13 protein-coding genes, 2 pseudogenes and 1 other annotated feature are annotated in these 16,611 nt (G+C 57.7%); of the genes and pseudogenes, 10 read left to right on the forward strand and 5 right to left on the reverse strand.

Translation table 11 applies throughout. The features are described 5' to 3' along the window. Positions 1–26: 26 nt before the first annotated feature. Both GT003_RS01400 and GT003_RS01405 read right to left on the reverse strand, forming a co-directional pair. Positions 27–1,805: an extracellular solute-binding protein gene (locus GT003_RS01400; protein ID WP_161693646.1), complete on the reverse strand. Its 1,779-nt coding sequence runs from the start codon at positions 1,803–1,805 to the stop codon at positions 27–29. A 98-nt stretch (positions 1,806–1,903) separates the two neighbouring features. Beyond that, complete coding sequence (locus tag GT003_RS01405; protein ID WP_161693648.1) at positions 1,904–2,734, reverse strand: phytanoyl-CoA dioxygenase family protein; 831 nt, start codon at positions 2,732–2,734, stop codon at positions 1,904–1,906. Between the two features lie 169 nt (positions 2,735–2,903). Here GT003_RS01405 and GT003_RS01410 point away from each other — a divergent pair, with 169 nt between their 5' ends. Further along, complete coding sequence (locus GT003_RS01410) at positions 2,904–3,749, forward strand: AraC family transcriptional regulator (RefSeq protein ID WP_161693650.1); 846 nt, start codon at positions 2,904–2,906, stop codon at positions 3,747–3,749. Positions 3,750–4,129: 380 nt separating this feature from the next. Here the strand turns inward: GT003_RS01410 and GT003_RS01415 are convergent, their stop codons facing one another. Then, positions 4,130–4,729 (reverse strand): TetR/AcrR family transcriptional regulator, encoded by a 600-nt coding sequence (locus tag GT003_RS01415; protein ID WP_161693652.1) that lies wholly within the window; start codon positions 4,727–4,729, stop codon positions 4,130–4,132. Between the two features lie 219 nt (positions 4,730–4,948). Here GT003_RS01415 and GT003_RS01420 point away from each other — a divergent pair. Next, a pseudogene (locus GT003_RS01420) lies at positions 4,949–6,453 on the forward strand (DHA2 family efflux MFS transporter permease subunit). A 178-nt stretch (positions 6,454–6,631) separates the two neighbouring features. On the opposite strand, the gene GT003_RS01425 reads toward GT003_RS01420, so the two are convergent. After that, positions 6,632–7,519: a fructose bisphosphate aldolase gene (locus GT003_RS01425; RefSeq protein WP_161693654.1), complete on the reverse strand. Its 888-nt coding sequence runs from the start codon at positions 7,517–7,519 to the stop codon at positions 6,632–6,634. A gap of 218 nt (positions 7,520–7,737) precedes the next feature. Here GT003_RS01425 and GT003_RS01430 point away from each other — a divergent pair, with 218 nt between their 5' ends. Beyond that, positions 7,738–8,769, forward strand: coding sequence for an ATP-binding cassette domain-containing protein (locus tag GT003_RS01430; RefSeq protein ID WP_161693655.1), 1,032 nt, complete (start codon positions 7,738–7,740; stop codon positions 8,767–8,769). Then, on the forward strand, positions 8,766–9,581 hold the full coding sequence (locus GT003_RS01435) for an ABC transporter permease (protein ID WP_161693657.1): 816 nt from the start codon (positions 8,766–8,768) through the stop codon (positions 9,579–9,581). The genes GT003_RS01430 and GT003_RS01435 overlap by 4 nt, the downstream gene beginning before the upstream one ends. A gap of 66 nt (positions 9,582–9,647) precedes the next feature. On the opposite strand, the gene GT003_RS01440 is transcribed toward GT003_RS01435, so the two are convergent. Next, on the reverse strand, positions 9,648–10,520 hold the full coding sequence (locus GT003_RS01440) for an AraC family transcriptional regulator (protein WP_161693659.1): 873 nt from the start codon (positions 10,518–10,520) through the stop codon (positions 9,648–9,650). A gap of 153 nt (positions 10,521–10,673) precedes the next feature. On the opposite strand from GT003_RS01440, the gene GT003_RS01445 reads away from it, so the two are divergent. The 6 genes and pseudogenes from GT003_RS01445 (at position 10,674) to GT003_RS01470 (ending at position 16,497) form a co-directional block, all read left to right on the forward strand. Further along, positions 10,674–12,152 (forward strand): tagaturonate reductase, encoded by a 1,479-nt coding sequence (locus tag GT003_RS01445; RefSeq protein ID WP_161693661.1) that lies wholly within the window; start codon positions 10,674–10,676, stop codon positions 12,150–12,152. 134 nt (positions 12,153–12,286) lie between these two features. Beyond that, a pseudogene (locus tag GT003_RS01450) lies at positions 12,287–13,234 on the forward strand (aldo/keto reductase). 2 nt (positions 13,235–13,236) lie between these two features. Continuing rightward, positions 13,237–14,253: a zinc-binding alcohol dehydrogenase family protein gene (locus tag GT003_RS01455; protein ID WP_161693663.1), complete on the forward strand. Its 1,017-nt coding sequence runs from the start codon at positions 13,237–13,239 to the stop codon at positions 14,251–14,253. Positions 14,254–14,477: 224 nt separating this feature from the next. Beyond that, positions 14,478–15,473: a cell wall hydrolase gene (locus tag GT003_RS01460; RefSeq protein WP_161693666.1), complete on the forward strand. Its 996-nt coding sequence runs from the start codon at positions 14,478–14,480 to the stop codon at positions 15,471–15,473. Between the two features lie 169 nt (positions 15,474–15,642). After that, positions 15,643–15,885: a binding site (T-box leader), on the forward strand. A 47-nt stretch (positions 15,886–15,932) separates the two neighbouring features. Beyond that, positions 15,933–16,103: a hypothetical protein gene (locus GT003_RS01465; RefSeq protein ID WP_161693668.1), complete on the forward strand. Its 171-nt coding sequence runs from the start codon at positions 15,933–15,935 to the stop codon at positions 16,101–16,103. A 7-nt stretch (positions 16,104–16,110) separates the two neighbouring features. After that, on the forward strand, positions 16,111–16,497 hold the full coding sequence (locus GT003_RS01470; protein WP_239565651.1) for a GNAT family N-acetyltransferase: 387 nt from the start codon (positions 16,111–16,113) through the stop codon (positions 16,495–16,497). Positions 16,498–16,611 lie beyond the last annotated feature (114 nt).

The following is a 16,611-nucleotide window of genomic DNA, read 5'->3' on the forward strand; positions in this document are numbered from 1 at the left end:
TTCGAAATAATTTTTGAAAAAAACGGTTAACCTTTGAGCTTCTCCAGATCCGTTAGCATCGCTTTGTAAGGCGCGGATGCCGCAAGCGTCTTCGTATACTGCTCCCAGTCATCCAGGGACGCCGCGCCCATGATGACCTTGAGCTTCATTTGCAGCAGATCGGCGTTCAACTCCGCGTATTTGCCCGCGCTCCACAACCGGGAGAAGGCGGGGACGACCTCGTTCGCGTAGGAGGTTTTGCGCCATTCGGCAATGGCCGATTCGTAGGCCGCGCGCGTCGGTTCGTTCGCCGTCCGGAGCGCGGCATCGTCCAGCAGATCGGGCTCGCCGAAGATGCTTTGGAGCGCGGAGCGGTCGGCTTGATCGAACCCGTCGACGTCGTCCCAGGCCTTCGACTCGGTCATCGCCAGACCTTGATCCAGCCAGCGCAAAATCGTCTTCGGCGCGACGCGGGACATGCGAGTGACGATATACGCATCCGGCTCGCTCGTATTCCAAGGCGCGATCGGAGCACGGACCGAGTCCGCCCGCAAACCTTCCAGGGGCGTCCACGCCACTTTGCCTTGGGCGAGGGATGCGGCTTCCCGTACGCTCAGGACGGCTGCTCCGGCACGATTGTCGCGAATGCTCGCCATCGCTTGTTCCTCGCTCTTCACGGGGAACTCCTTGTCGATCAGCCCTTCCTTATACGCGCCGTTCAGCCACTTCAACGCCTCCGTCTCCCCGGCGCCTACCGCTAGATCGACGACCTGGCCATCCCGAACGGCGAAACGATCCGGGCTGCCCGTAAACGCCTGCTCCACCCAGGCAAACGAACCGAGATCGGATGCCGTCACATAGCCGGTCATGCCGTACGTATCGTGCTTGCCATTGCCATCGGGATCCAGCTGCGTCATCGCCTTCAGTACGGCGTACAGCTCATCCATCGTCTTCGGCTGAGCTGCGCCCAGGACGTCCAGCCAATCCTTCCGAATGGCCGGGAAAGGCGAATCATGGGGATCGCGAGGCCGCGGAATGCCGTATATTCGGCCATCGACCGTGCGAGCTCCCGGCGTGCCGTCGACCAGCTGCTTCAAACGCGGAAAATCCTTCAGCTCGTCCGTCAGATCCAGGGAGAAGCTCTGGAACAGCTCGTCCGAATAAGAATTGCTATTCTCCACCAGCATCATGGAGCCCATGTCGCCCGCGGCGATCATGACGCGATTCTTCTCCAAGTAGTAGTCCGGTGGAAGCAGGTTCACATCGACATCGATGTTCATGTTCGCGCGGAAATAGTTCGTCAGGTTCAAGGGCTGTTCGACGCTCCCGTTGTCCGCCCGCGTCGTAAGCCTGATTCTCGGCAGCGCCTGCGGATCGTTGACGAGCGCTTCGCGGTTCGCGCCGCTCCAGGCCACATTCAGACCGGCGGCTTCGATCGTGATGCGCAGGGGGAGCTGAAGCGTCCCGTCCGCCACGAACGGAGCAGTCGGGCTCTTCTTCGTGCTGCTCCCGATGGCGATGTTAGCATTGCCGGCTTGGAAGACGAGCGCTGGCTTGCTCGCATGTCTGGCCGTCAGCGTCTGACGTGCTGCATCCCATTCAACGTTGTATCCGATGGCTCTCAGCAGGTCGCGTCCAGGTACCATCAAGGTGCCGTTAAGCAGTTGTGCGCGCAGGGCGGCGGAATAATCCAGCAGGATCACGGTAATGGGCCGCGGCGATAGTTCGAGCAGGCGATCGGTTTCTTGCGGAGCGGCTGCCGCAGCCGGCAGTCCGCTCAATAAGACGGATGCCAGTGCGGCGATCATGAATTTGCGACGTTGCATGGTGGGTCCCCTTCCATAATTGTCCTAATATTCTAGACGCAGGAAGAAGAAGGAAGTTGCACGGCTGAATAGAATCGGCATCGCGGCTAAAGGAAGGATCAACACTCCGCGCCGGACAGCTCGTTGGTGAACATTCGTTTGTACTCCTGCGGGCTTACCCGTTCCGCCGAGACGGGCGCATAGTGAAACTGAAGCGCTCTTCTGCGATCGGAGGAGAAGTTGCTCGGCGTGCCGTGGTACAGCATCCCATGAAAGAATAAGACGCCTCCCGGCTGAAGGGGCACGATTACATCCCGCTCGACGGGAACCTGGGCGTCGCACAGCTGCCAGTCCCGCACCGCGTAATGCGGCGTTGCGCCTTCCCGGTGAGAGCCGGGAATGACATGCATGCACCCGTTGCCGGCGGTTGCTTCGTCCAGCGCGATCCATACGCCGATCGCCGCTTTCGTATAGGTTAACGTCCCGTAGGCCATATCTTGATGCCACGGCTTCTCGCCGCCGCCGTGCGGAGGCTTCAGGAGCGCCATGTCCTGGATCAGCTTCGGTTCCTCTCCGAATATCCCCCGAACGACGTCCAAAATCGCCGGATGGCAGGCGATAGCGCGCAGCCGCTCCTCCGTTTCCACGAAGTCGTAGATTTTGCGGAGCGCGAGCTCCTTCTCCTCGGGCGAACTCAGCTCCTTCTCCGGCCTCGTAAACTGCAGCTTCGCGTCTCTGCGGTCGATGAACAGAAGGTCTGCCAGCGCTTGCTTGGCGCTCTCGACCGCCGGGGCATCCAGCAACCCGTTGACGGACAGGAAGCCTGACGAGCGGTAGCGCATCAGCTGCTCTTCCGTTATACTTTGTTTGTCGTTTAGACTTACATGCACATGGTCGTACCGGTACAGGCGTTGATTGATTTCTTCCGGATTCAAGGGGACGCTGCTCATTATTGATCGCTCCTCGCCATTGTTTTCGTTTCTTTACGAACACGATACCATAGGAGAGGCAGAGCCGGGGATGTTCGCAACCTGCAATTATTTGTACTTACCTGCATTTATGTTGAATGGGGATAGGCCAGAGCGTCAACAATCGAACCGCATGAAGGAGAGATGCAAGATGTCCGACCTGCAAGAGCTAGCGGCATCGTTTCGGTCTTGCTGCTTTGCGACAGGCACGACTTCCGGCAAGTATCGCTGCGAACCGACCTGGTCCTGGAAGCCGAATCCGTTCGCGGATTACGATATGTGGTACGCGGTATCGGGACAAGGCCGCATGCTGCTGAACGGCGTCGACCATGCCATCGGGCCGGGGTTTTGTTATGTGTTTCAACCGGGAGACCGGGTCGCCGCCACGCATAATCCGGAACGCCCGCTGGTCGTGTTCTTTTGTCATTTCGATCGGAGCCCCTATGGAAGCGGGGACGTTCCGGCCGCAGCGCTGCCGCTGCCAAGAACGCCGGTGACGATTCGCGATACGGCCGGCATTGAATCGTTATTGTCCCGGTTAATCGAACTGTCGCATCTGCGCTCGCCAGACGATGCGGCCGAGATCGATTTGCTGATCAAGCTCATTCTGGTCAAGTGGGTTCGCGAGACGGATCGCGGAGCAGACGCAGGCCACGCCTATTATCAGAAGCAAATCGTCGTCAAGGTACAAGAGGCGATTCGCTTTCGGCTGTCGGAATCGGCAGATTACGAAGCATTGGCAGCGAGCGCAGGGTCGTCGCCGCGCTCCGTCAGCAGGCTGATGAAGACGCATACGGGCTTGACGCTGAAGGAAACCATCACCAAGCTGCGGATGGAGAGGGCCGTTCATTTGTTGAATGAAACGACGATGACGGTTACCGAGGTGTCAGCCGCCATAGGATACTCGGACATCTACACGTTCAGCAAGCTGTTCAAGCGTCATTACGGCATCTCGCCGACCGCGATGCGTTCCGGGGGAGAAAGCTTCGCTCCATGAATGGTTTGCCGCTGCCTCCACGATGCCAGATCGGCAGCCGTGGTCTACGGGATTGAATCCGTTTGCATGCAAATCGATCAGGTCGATGGAATGGATTACGATTTCCAACCGTTTGGCATTCCAAGAGGAAGCGTATTCAAAATAACGCGGAGGCTGGTCGAGCTGCGGATCGTGCAACCTTCATACGCGCCTGCATCTGCGGATTGCGAACGAAAACGAAATCGATGGAAGAAGGACCGCGCGCGAAGAACGATAATCGTGATCTTCTTTCTGCTCCCGAACAGGAATTAACCGACCAAGATGGGTTGACGATTCGCGAGATCCTCGCCATGCTTCAACGACCTCTACAAAGCGCCATATCAAACAGACGACGACCGGTCCTAAGGACCGGTCGTATTTTGATGCATGCGAAACAGCAGGGCGAGCTGCTTGGCCAAATACTGCGGCGTATAAGGCATATCGTTGCGCAGCCACCATACGATCGTTCCGATGAAGGCGGAGGAGCCGTACCATACTGCGATGTCGACGGGAACGCCAAGGGCGGCAGCAGGCGGTGCAAGCTCCGGATGCCTGGCTCTGGCGGTGATGACCTCCAGCATGAGCTGCGTGAGGCGATCGGTGAAGACCGGAATCCGTTTGGAAGCGAGGAGCACCTTGTAGAATTTGGAATTGGCCGCGATATGCTCCAAAACCTTGGACATGACCGTCCCGTCTTTGTCCATGGCGGCAGACCGGGAAGAGACCTCCCCTAGTATTACCTTGATCTCTTGAATCATGTCATCGGCCATCTTCTCCAGCATGTCCTGGATGTCCTTGTAATGAAGATAGAAGGTGACGCGGTTGATGGTGGCGCGTTCCGCGATCCGATTCACGCTTATTTTCTCCAGCTCCACCTCTTGCAGCAAATCGATAAACGCATCCCGAATCAATTGGCGCGTGCGAAGCACGCGCGGATCCAAGCGCGACGATGTCGTGGACATAAGTTTCATTTCCTTCCCCATTCAAATTTACGCGACAGCTTTATGGCGAATCGTAGATGATGTTCCGCTTACGCAACAGATTCGCTTGAAATGTAAAGTAATATACATTTTCCGGAAAGCTGTAGCTTGTGATAAACGTGCCGGCTCCTTATAATACTAAACATTGAGTTTATTATACGACATTGTGTAAATTAGTTGCACAATGATAATTCGAAGGGGATGGAGCATATGAGTACGGCTTTTGACAGTAGTTCCATAAAGAAAGGACCGCTGTTGTTCGTTATGATTCTCGGAGCATTCATTGCCGTGCTGAATCAGACCATCATGGGCGTTGCGACGCCAGAGCTGATGGTTGACTTCGACATTGCAGCTTCCACGGCGCAATGGCTGACGACCGGCTACATGCTGGTGAACGGGGTTCTGATTCCGATTACCGCTTTCTTGATGCAGCGATTTACGACCAGGGAGCTGTACCAGACGGCGATGGTTATTTTCCTCGGGGGCACCATTGTTTCGGCGGTTGCGCCTAACTTCGACGTCCTGCTGACCGGCCGCCTCATTCAAGCGGCAGGCGCGGGCATCATCATGCCATTGCTGATGAACGTTATTCTGACCGTGTTCCCTCCGAACAAGCGGGGAGCCGCAATGGGAATGGTTGGCTTTGCCATTATCTTCGCGCCTGCGATCGGACCTGCGATAGCCGGCTACGTGATGGAGCATTACTCGTGGCGGACGATGTTCTACGCCATGATTCCGCTGGCCGTTATCGTGATTGCCTGCGCCTTTATCTATCTGAAGAACGTAGCGGAGCGTTCATACCCTAAGTTCGATCTGCCAAGCGTCTTGCTGTCCACGATTGGATTCGGCGCGATTCTGTACGGATTCAGCAGCGCGGGCAGCAAAGGCTGGTCAAGCGCCGAAGTCATCGTCATGATTGTCGTCGGGCTTGTATCCTTGATCCTCTTCACGTGGAGACAGTTGATCTCGAGAAGTCCGCTGTCGATCTTCGCGCATTCAAATACGGGATGTTCTCCTTGACGACCGTGATCAACGTTGCGGTCACGATGGTCATGTACGCGGATATGATGCTGCTTCCGCTGTACTTGCAAACCGCACGCGGATATACGGCATTGGAGTCCGGCTTGCTGATGCTTCCCGGCGCGCTGCTAATGGGCGTCATGATGCCGATTACGGGCAGGTTGTTCGATAGATTCGGCGCGAAATGGTTGTCTATCATCGGAATGGCCATTACGATCGGCACGACGATCGGCTTCGTGAATCTGACGGATTCCACCGGCTACACGTATCTGGTTCTGATGTCCACGGGACGCCGTTTCGGGATGGCCATGTTCCTGATGCCGATCACGACGGCCGGCTTGAATCAGCTGCCGGCGCGTCTGAACGCGCATGGCACGGCGATCTCCAACACCATTAAGCAAGTGGCGGGCGCGATCGGCACCTCGCTGCTGGTTACGGTCATGACGAGCAGAACAACGGCGCATCTGACGGATATGATGGCCTCGGGCGGTGCCGCCGATACGAAGGAGCATATGGTCATGGAAGCGACGATTCAAGGCATCAACGACGCGTATCTCGTTATTATCGGAATCGGCGTGGTCGGGCTGCTGTTGTCTTTCTTCATTAAGCGCACGGGTCAAGCCGAGGAAACCCGCGAAGCAGGGGTTACGCTGGATCGCAGCCGTACGACGGCCGTTGAATCCTAATAGAAGGTTTCGATAAGAAGAGGTAAGAAACGAGGACTTGGTTCGCTCATCCGCAGGTTCCATGAAGGAACTGCAGGCGGCGGACCAAGTTTTTTTGGGGCAGGCACCTGCATGATTGATGGCAGCTGAAATAAAACACGACTCCGGTCAGATGCTGATCGGAGTCGTTTCAGGTTTTTTATACAATAGAAGCTTCATATATAGCTTCGATCGACGCCGCCAACATGGCATCGAATTCCTCGTCTGTCTGGTCCGCCGCAAGATCCTGCGCCAGAGCCCGCGAGAAGCTCGCGATCAAGCCGTGATTGCGCGCCAGCTTCGCATTGGCTTCCGATTGCGAGTAGCCACCGGACAGGGCCACGACGCGAAGGACATGCGGATCCTTTATGAGATCGGCATAGAAATCGTCAACGGAGGGGATGGAGAGCTTGAGCATGATTGACGTATCGGGATCAAGCAGGGCCAACTGTTCGGCGATTGCCGATTTCAGCAGGCTTTCGGCCGCTTCCTTGTCGGCGATATGAATATCGACTTCGGGCTCGATGATCGGCACCAGCCCTGCCGCCGCGATCCGGCGCCCGAAGTCAAACTGCTGCCCGACGACTTTGCGGATGCCGTCCGGATTGGCCGCTTTGATGACGGAGCGCATCTTCGTCCCGAAGATACCGCGTTCGACCGCCCGCTTCAACAGGTCGTCCAGACCGGGCATCGGTTTCATGAGCTGAACGCCGTCTTCAAGCTCGGCCAGCCCTTGGTCGACCTTCAGGAATGGAACGACGCCTCTGCGCTGCCATAGATAGTCGGCCGTGAATTGCCCGTCGATGGTACGATCCATCGTGTTCTCGAACAAGATGGCTCCGAGAATGCGCTTCGAATCGAACGCCGGACTCTTGATGATCCGCGTCCTCATCGCATGCACCATGGCATACATCTCATCCTCGCCGGCGTAACTCGACTCCTTGACGCCATATTGCAGCAGCGCTTTCGGCGTGCTGCCGCCGCTTTGGTCCAATGCCGCGATAAAGCCTTTCCCCGTACGAATCCGTTCCTTCTGCTCCGTATTCATGAACTTGTCTCCTTCCCCGTAATGAACCGAAATTAGTCGTGAGTCGGATATAGTATAACATGGGGAACAGCGGCTATTCACGTCAGGTGCGCAGCTAGTGTAGTACGATGGTTTTTTGCCGAGCCTGTCCATAATCTTGTTCATATTCCTTGTTCATATTCCGTTCATAGAGCTGCGATACCATTCGAATAGTTGATAGCGAACGAGGGGGAAATGCAGTGGAACAAGGATATAAGAAGACGATAGATCCGGGAAACAGCGACTGGGCGGTCGAAGCGCGCGGCCTGGTCAAAGCCTTCGGCAGCAACCGCGCCGTGGATGGCGTGGACTTGAACGTGCGTACGGGTTCGATCTATGGCGTACTGGGACCGAACGGAGCGGGCAAGACGACGACGATCCGCATGCTGGCGACCTTGCTCCGGCCCGATGAGGGCTCGGCGCGCATCTTCGGCCACGACGTGGCGAAGGAGTCGCACGTCGTCCGACAGCTGATCGGCGTGACCGGCCAATACGCATCGGTCGACGAGTCGCTAAGCGCGACGGAGAATTTGATTATTTTCTCCCGTCTGCTGGGTCTGGGCCGTGCGGAAGCGCGGAAGAAAGCAGCGGACCTGCTGGAGGAATTCGGTTTGACGGAAGCGGCCAAGCGCCCGCTTAAGAACTTCTCCGGCGGCATGCGCCGCAGGCTGGATCTCGCGGCGAGCCTGATCGCGCAGCCGCCGCTCATCTTCCTGGACGAACCGACGACGGGGCTCGATCCGCGCACGCGTTCGCAAATGTGGGATACGATCCGCCGCTTGGTGAAGACGGGCTCCACCGTGTTATTGACCACGCAGTATCTTGAAGAGGCCGACCAGCTGGCCGACCGGATCGCGGTTATCGATCGCGGCCATGTCGTTGCCGAAGGCACCGTGGATGAGCTGAAAACATCGGTCGGGACTTCGTCGCTTCAATTGTGGGTGCAGGAACGCGGCGATATCGACTCGGCTCGCCGAATCGTGGAACGGGTGCTCGAGGTTCCGTCCGCGGTATCGCCCGAAGCCGGCAAGATCACGGCGCCGATGGCGAATGCCGACCGCGTGACGGACCTGCTTATCGCGCTTCGCGCGGAGGGCATCCAATTGTCCGAGGTGAGCGTGCAGAAGCCGACGCTCGACGAAGTATTTCTGACCATTACCGGCCATGGCGTAGAGGAAGACAAGGAACGCGCCGCCGATGAGCCGAGCGCGACGAAGGAGGCAAGAGCATGAGAAGCACGACCATTCAACCGGGAATCGAGCGCAAGCTCAAGAACCATACGAGCTTCGGCCAGACGGTGCGCCATTCCTTGACGATGGCCTATCGCGGCTTGCTGAAGATTCGGCGCACGCCCGAGCAGCTGTTCGACGTAACGCTTCAGCCCATTATCTTTACCTTGATGTTTACGTACATCTTCGGCGGCGCCATCTCCGGCGATGTCGCAAGCTACCTGCCGATCATCATTCCCGGCATTCTCGTGCAGACCGTCATTACGACCTCGATCGTCACGGGCGTTCAATTGCGCGAGGATATGGACAAAGGGGTCTTCGACCGATTCAAGTCGCTGCCGATCGCGCGGATCGCGCCGCTGGCGGGAGCTCTCCTGGCGGATACGATCCGTTATACCATCGCGACGGTGCTTACCTTCTCCATGGGGTACATTATGGGGTTCCGGCCCGAGGGCGGACTGGAGCATGTCGCGCTCGCCGCGCTGCTCGTAATCTTCTGCTCCTGGGCCATGAGCTGGATCTTCGCCTTCTTCGGCGTCATCGCCCGGACCGCTTCCAGCGTACAGGGCATATCGATGCTCGTGTTATTCCCGCTCACGTTCCTGTCCAACACGTTCGTGCCGGTGGATACGATGCCGGACTGGCTGCAGTGGTTCGTCAACGTCAATCCGGTGTCGCACCTGGTCTCGGCCGTTCGGGATTTGACCAATGCCGGCACCATCGGATGGAATTTCGCGATCTCGCTTATCGCCGCTTGCGCCATCGTCGCGGTCTTCGCGCCGATCACGGTACGCGCTTATATGCGCCGGACGTAAGCAAGGCTGCAACGACGACAGTAAAGGTATGTATCGTAAGCCTAGGGCTTGCGATGCATGCCTTTTTTAACGTGATGCGGGAGAAGGATGCCGATAAGCCGCGGGAGTAACGCCGACGATGCGCTTGAACACGCGGTGAAAATGAGGCATGCTCTCGAAGCCGCAGCGGGCGGCGATCGCCGAGACGCTGTCCGTCGACTCCAGCAGCAATTCCTTGGCGAGTATGATTCGTTTCAGCGCGACGAACTTGGTGACGTTCATGCCCGTCAGCTGCTTGAATACGCGGCTGAAATGCGCCGGACTTACGGCGGCCTGCCGGCACAACGCGCCAAGGCCGATCTCTTCGGTGAAATGCCGGTCCACGTACAGCAGCATATCCCTCATCCACAGCGGACCGGCGAAGGCGGAGGCGCCGCGATGCTTGGACGCTCCGCCGCGCTCCCGATGGACGGCCAGCAGCAGCAGCTGGGTTTCCGATTGAATGGCATGACGGTAGCCAGGCGGCTGGGAGCTGTATTCGGCTTCGATACGCTGCAGCCCTGCTTCAAAGGCTTGACGAAGAGCGGGCGAACAGGCCAGCCTATAGTTCCGGCTGACGCGGCTTTGGTCGAAGCATTGCAGGTACGAGAAGGACTCGCCGAGCGACCGCTGCTCGACAAGCAGGGGGCCGAGGAACAAGGCCGTGGAGGTAACGGGATCGTCTTTGTCCGGGAACGCCCGATGGATGGTGCTGCCGGGTATGATGAAGAGATCGCCTTCGCGCATATCCTCGATCGTCCGGTCGATAAAGAAAGCGCCCTTGCCGCGATGCACGTAGACGAGCTCGTACCATTCGTGCATATGATCGGGCAGCTCCAGCTGCGGCGTCTTCGTGTCCCGGTACGTCAGATCGAAAGGAAAATCGGGATGCGCGTCAAACTGTTTTCGAACCGGCTTCATGGCTGCGACTCCTCTGCGAGGTAAACTTACCCTCAAGATATCAAAAAAGAGTATAAAAACGCAATATTTTGGTCTTTTAGGAATGGAATGCTCTGATAAAGTAGGAGATAGATAACGTGGCAGACATAATGTGAACTGAAGGAGTGTTGGCTGGTGAGGCAGCTCGATCGCAGTCTATTGAACGATTCGCAGCGACAGGCGCTTGACGCCGCGCAGGAAAGCCCGGTTACCGTGCTGCAAGTCGGAGAAGGCAACTTCCTCCGCGGTTTCTTCGATTGGATGATTCATCGCTGCCGAGAGCAAGGCTTGTTCGGCGGCAGCATCGCATTAACGCAGCCAAGACCGCAGGGCCAAGCGAAGATCGAGAAGCTAGCCGCGCAGGACGGACTGTATACGTTGGTGACGCGTGGCTTGGAGTCCGGCGAGCAGGTGGAGCGAAAGGAGACCGTCTCCGTATTCTCCGCGGTATTCGACCCCTACGGCGACTGGCAGCGGCTCATCGCGCTGGCGGAGAGCCCGTCGCTCCGGTTCGTCGTCTCGAATACGACCGAGGCGGGGCTTGTTTACAAGCCCGAGCCGCTGAACGAAGGCGAGCCGATTCAATCGTTTCCGGGCAAAATCGCCTGGCTGCTCTACCGCAGATATGCGGCTCTGGGCGGAGCGAAAGCGAGCGGGCTGATCTTCCTCCCATGCGAGCTGCTGGAGCGCAACGGCGACGAGCTGAAGCGATGCGTACTCCAATATTGCGAGCAATGGTCGCTGCCCGAGGCGTTCAAGCATTGGGTGCTGACGAGCAATCGATTCTTGAATTCGCTGGTCGACCGCATCGTGACGGGCTACCCGGAGGATCAGGCGGAAAGCTGGTTCGCCGGCTGGGGTTATCGGGATGCGATGTTGAACACCGCAGAGCCGTATCACTTCTGGGCGATCGAAGCCGAGCCGGAGCTTGACGAGGAATTGCCGCTGCGGCGGGCGGGCTTGAACGTGCAGTGGGTCGACGACCTTGGGCCGTACCAGCTGCGGAAGGTTCGCATATTGAACGGCGCCCATACGCTGATGGCGCCGCTCGCCTTGCTGCACGGCTTCCGGATCGTGCGGGAGACGATGGAAAATCCGCGCTTCGGCCGTTTCGTCAGGGACGCGGTGGAGCAGGATATCGTACCTGTCGTTCCTTTGGCGGCAGAAGAATTGACGGCGTTCGCGGCATCGGTGTACGAGCGCTTCCTGAATCCGTTCATCGACCATCGCCTGGCGGACATCGCGATGAACAGCTTGAGCAAGTTCAAGGCGCGGCTGCTGCCGACCATGTCGGCTTACGTCGACCGCGGGGATGACGTACCGTACCGGCTCGTCCAAGCGTTCGCGGGCTTGCTGCGTTATTGCAAGGTCGTACGGGAAGGGGACGCGTTCATGGGGCGGACATTGGCAGGTGCCGCCTACGAGGTTCGGGACGATGCGGCATCGCTTGCGGCCATCGCGCAGGCGTGGTCAGCGGAGCAGCCAGTCGAAGAGACTGCGGCAGCCCTGCTCGCTTTAACGGATGTCTGGGGCAAGGATTTGTCCGCGGTTACCGGGCTTGCAAAGCAGGTCGCGGCCAGTCTGTCGGAGCTGGAGGCTGGCGCCGTTGGCTAGCTGGGTTCCCTTGCACGGAACGGTCACGCGGCGATCGCGCCGCAGCCGATTGCTGCAGGAGAAAAGCTTGAGGGCGGAATGGAGCTGCTGCTTCCGCGAGATCGCGATTTTTAAGGACGGGGAGATGTTGCAGCATGCGATACCGTAAATTAGGCAATACCGGACTGGACGTTTCCGTACTCAGCTTCGGCGCATCTTCGCTCGGATCGGTATTTCGGGACACGAACGAAGCCCAAGCGATTCGTACGGTGCACGAAGCGATCGACGCGGGGATCAATTACATCGACGTTTCTCCCTACTATGGCTTGACCAAAGCAGAGACGGTGCTGGGCAAGGCTATTCGGGAAATCCCTAGAGACCGCTTCCTGCTGTCCACCAAAGCGGGGCGGTACGGCATGAACGAATTCGATTTTTCGCGTAAACGGATTCACTCGAGCTTGGAGGAGAGCTTGCGGCGTTTGCATACGGACCATGTCGACATCCTCTTCCTGCACGATATCGAGTTCGCTCCGGCATCCGTCATTCTTGAAGAAGCCATTCCGGCGCTCCGGGAGCTGAAGGCGGCCGGCAAGATTCGGTTCGCGGGCATATGCGGCTTGCCGCTGAAGCTGTTCGAAACCCTGCTTCCCAGGGCGGAGGTGGATGCCATCATTTCGTATTGTCATTTCGCGTTGAACGATACGTCATTAGCAAGCCTGCTGCCTCTCCTGGAAGCGCGCGGCGTCGGTCTCGTCAATGCCTCGCCGCTCTCCATGGGCTTGCTCGGCACGCGCGGGGCGCCGGACTGGCACCCGGCAAGTCCGGGGCTGAAGGCAGCCTGCCTGAAGGCGGCGGAGTATTGCGAATCGCAAGGAGCGGATATCGCCAAGCTGGCCGTTCAATTCTCGACGCGCAACGAACGAATACCGACGACGCTGGTGAGCACGGCTAACCCGGCGAACATTCGCAACAATGCCGCATGGACGGACTAACCGATCGACGAAGAACTGCTGGCGAATGTGCTCGGCATCCTTGCGCCCGTTCATAACGAGACGTGGATCAGCGGCCGCTCCGAATATAACGAGCAGATAGGAGAGAAGTGATCATGAAAGGAATCGTTTGCGCGGAGGCTGACAGGTTGGAGTGGGTCGATCATCTCCCTGAGCCGGTGCTGGCTCCCGGACATGCCATCGTGACGATTAAGCGCGTCGGCATATGCGGCACGGATCTGCATGCATACAAGGGCAATCAGCCGTTCTTCTCGTACCCCCGGATACTGGGCCACGAGCTCGCTGGCGTCATCGAGGCGGTCAACGAGAATGAAGCGGGCTTCGAAGCCGGGGACCAGGTCAGCATTATCCCCTATATGCACTGCGGGGCTTGCATCGCCTGCCGCGGCGGCAAGACGAATTGCTGCACCGACATGCGGGTGCTGGGCGTTCATATCGACGGCGGCATGCGGGAACGAATTACGGTACCGGTCGAGCGCTTGATCGGGACCAAAGGACTTACGCTGGATCAGACCGCGGTGCTGGAGCCGCTCGCGATCGGGGCGCATGCCGTGCGTCGTTCCGGACTGGCGGCGGGCGAGACGGCGCTCGTCATCGGCGGCGGGCCGATCGGCCTCGGAGTCATGGCGATCGCCAAGCATGCCGGGGCGAAGGTCATCGCCATGGACGTGAACGAAGAACGGCTGGCGTTCTGCGGGCAATGGGCGAAGGCGGATGCGGTCGTTCATGCGCTGCAGGAGCCTCTGGACGCGATATTGGCGGCCAACGGCGGCGAGCTGCCTGCGATCGTGTTCGATGCTACGGGAAACGCCAAATCGATGAACGGCGCATTCCAGTATGCATCGCATGGCGGACGGCTCGTGTTCGTAGGCTTGGTCAAAGCGGACATTACCTTCCATGATCCGGAGTTCCATAAGCGGGAGCTGACGCTGATGGCCAGCCGCAACGCGACCAGGGAAGATTTCGATACGGTAATGACGGCATTGGCGGCAGGGGCGGCGGACGTGAGCCGGTACATTACCCACCGGGTTCCGTTTGCCGGGATGATCGGACAGTTCGAGAGCTACCTGAAGCCGGAAACGAAGGTTATCAAGGCGATGATCGAGCTGTAATCCGCATTGAAGCCGGCAGCGCGAGGTGCCTTTGGTCCTAGCCGGCTGCCAATTTCAGCTCCAATCACCCAGCTTTTAACAGCTTTTGTTAAAGATTTCATCAATTTTTATTGAATTCTGTGAAAATGTTAATCCAAATGGCTAGAAAGGCTGTGCTATAATTTTTCCCAGAAGACGAACGTTGGGAGCTTCATCCAACTCACTTGCTCAGCTGGGAGGTACGCATGAACAGAGAAAGCAAGCTAGTTAGAAAGCCAATCATCGTAATCGTTATCGGATTGCTCCTGCTTTGCTTCGGACCGATGTCCGTCGCATCCGCCGGCCAGGCCGTCAGCGTGCTGAATCCGACGATCCAAGTCAACGGAAAGACCGTAAAATTGAACAGCCGCGTTTTTAACGTCAACGGCAGGATTTATGTTCCCGCTGCCCGGGTAGCCCAACTATTCGGCGCGAAGACGAGCTGGAACAACATGAATGAGGAATTAACCATACATACGGCTTTAAACGATCAGATCGTGATCGGGAACGGCGTGCCGGTCGTGTATTTCAACGAAGGCCGTTATCGGATGGACGCGCGTCCTTTCTTAAAGGACGAGAGGCTGTATCTGCCGCTTCGACTGGTGTCGGAGATCCTTCATGCTGATTTGAAAGTGAGCGCGGATGCGGATGTCATCAAGCTCACGACGGTTCAACCTGCGACGGTTGCGGCGGATAACGGCTTGGATGTCGTCGTGCAGTCGTACAGCGTCAGCAAGAAGGAGCTGTTGAATCGGAACGAGCTCGCGGGAACGGCCGAGGTCAAACCCGGAACGAAGCTCAGGGTGATCGTCCCTTCTTTCTTGGATCAACCGGCCAAATCGTTCACGGATGCGGATTTGATGCTGCTCGCGAAGATTACGATGGTCGAGTCCGGATATGAACCTTATGCGGGACAGCTTGCGCTGGCGAACGTCATCTTGAACCGGGTGAAGGATCCGCGGTTTCCGGATACGATTCGGGACGTCATCTATTCCGGCAGGCAGTTCCCGCCAGCCCATAACGGGCTGCTCGACAAGAGCAAACCGAATGCGACCTCGCTGCGTGCAGCCAAGGATGCCTTGAACGGCAAGAACAATATAGGGAATGCGTTGTACTTCTATAATCCCGGCATCTCCAAAGGCGCTTTCTGGTCCAGCTTGGATACCGTCGCAACGATCGGCCATCATCGATTCGCCGCCTAGCACGCTACTACAAGCTGCGTCTGCCGGCTGGACGCCGCAGAAGGAATAAAGCGAAAGGGGCAGTTCTTTAAGCTTATGGCTTAAGGGACTGCCCCTTTCGCTGTCTGGAATGAATTCAGTTGACAGCATATTCCGCCGGTTATATATAATGTACCTAATTACATGGCAAACAAATGCGACGAAGAGGGCAAGTAGGTTCGAACGGCCCGACCAGAGAACTGCCGGCAGGTGCGAGGCAGCGGGCATTCGAAATCCGAAAATCGCCTCCGAGCTGGCCCCCGAAATTCGAGTAGACGGGCCCGGGATGATTCCTCCTTTACAAGGAAGCGTCGTTGTTGGACGATGGCAGAGAGGGTGTGCGCGGGCGTACGCCAATCAGGGTGGTAACGCGGAGTTGAACTCCGTCCCAAGGGGACGGGGTTTTTTTGCGTTCTTATCGCCGATCGAGGAGGAAGAACGATGTTCCTAACGTTTCATGGTTCCGATCGAACACTGCATCAGGATAAGTTTAGGGCCGATGAAGTCGCGTACAATCTGTTTCATCGTATTGCCGAAGCGGAGAGAGCGACCTGCCTGAAGACTTCGGACGACGCGAGTGAGCGGAACGATGCATTCGGCAACGAGAAGTAACGTCGAGATGGTAGCGGGATTTCTAGCTGGCTTCTTAGAGGACGCTCATGGCGTAACGGCGGAGCCGTCCAGCCAGCTTACGGAGGCGGAGGGAGCGATCGATGCAGGGGGATTGTATTTGTGGTTCGTTGACGGGCAGCCCGTATCGATGGCGAACATCGCGCACCGTTCTCCTCGGCATGCCAGGATCAATGCCGTATACACGCCGCCTGCCTGCCGCAAGCAAGGGCATGCTAGCGCGCTCGTAGCTGCGTTAAGCTCGCTTATCTTGGCGGAGGGCTTGGTACCGATGTTGTATGCGGACGTGATAAATCCGGCTTCCAATAAGGCCTATCGTAACGTCGGGTTCGTCGAAAGCGGCGAAATCGCGGATTTGAGGTTCGAAGCGATGTGAGTCGTCTTTGGCTGACTGTCGATACTTGTGTCCATATTTGAAAAGAATCCATGGGTCATGTATGAAGAGAGAACGGCGGTCAAGAGAGCGAATGCGCTCCCTCGACCGCCGCAG

It is taken from the genome of Paenibacillus sacheonensis (genome assembly GCF_009909195.1).
Taxonomy (GTDB): domain Bacteria; phylum Bacillota; class Bacilli; order Paenibacillales; family Paenibacillaceae; genus Paenibacillus_Z; species Paenibacillus_Z sacheonensis.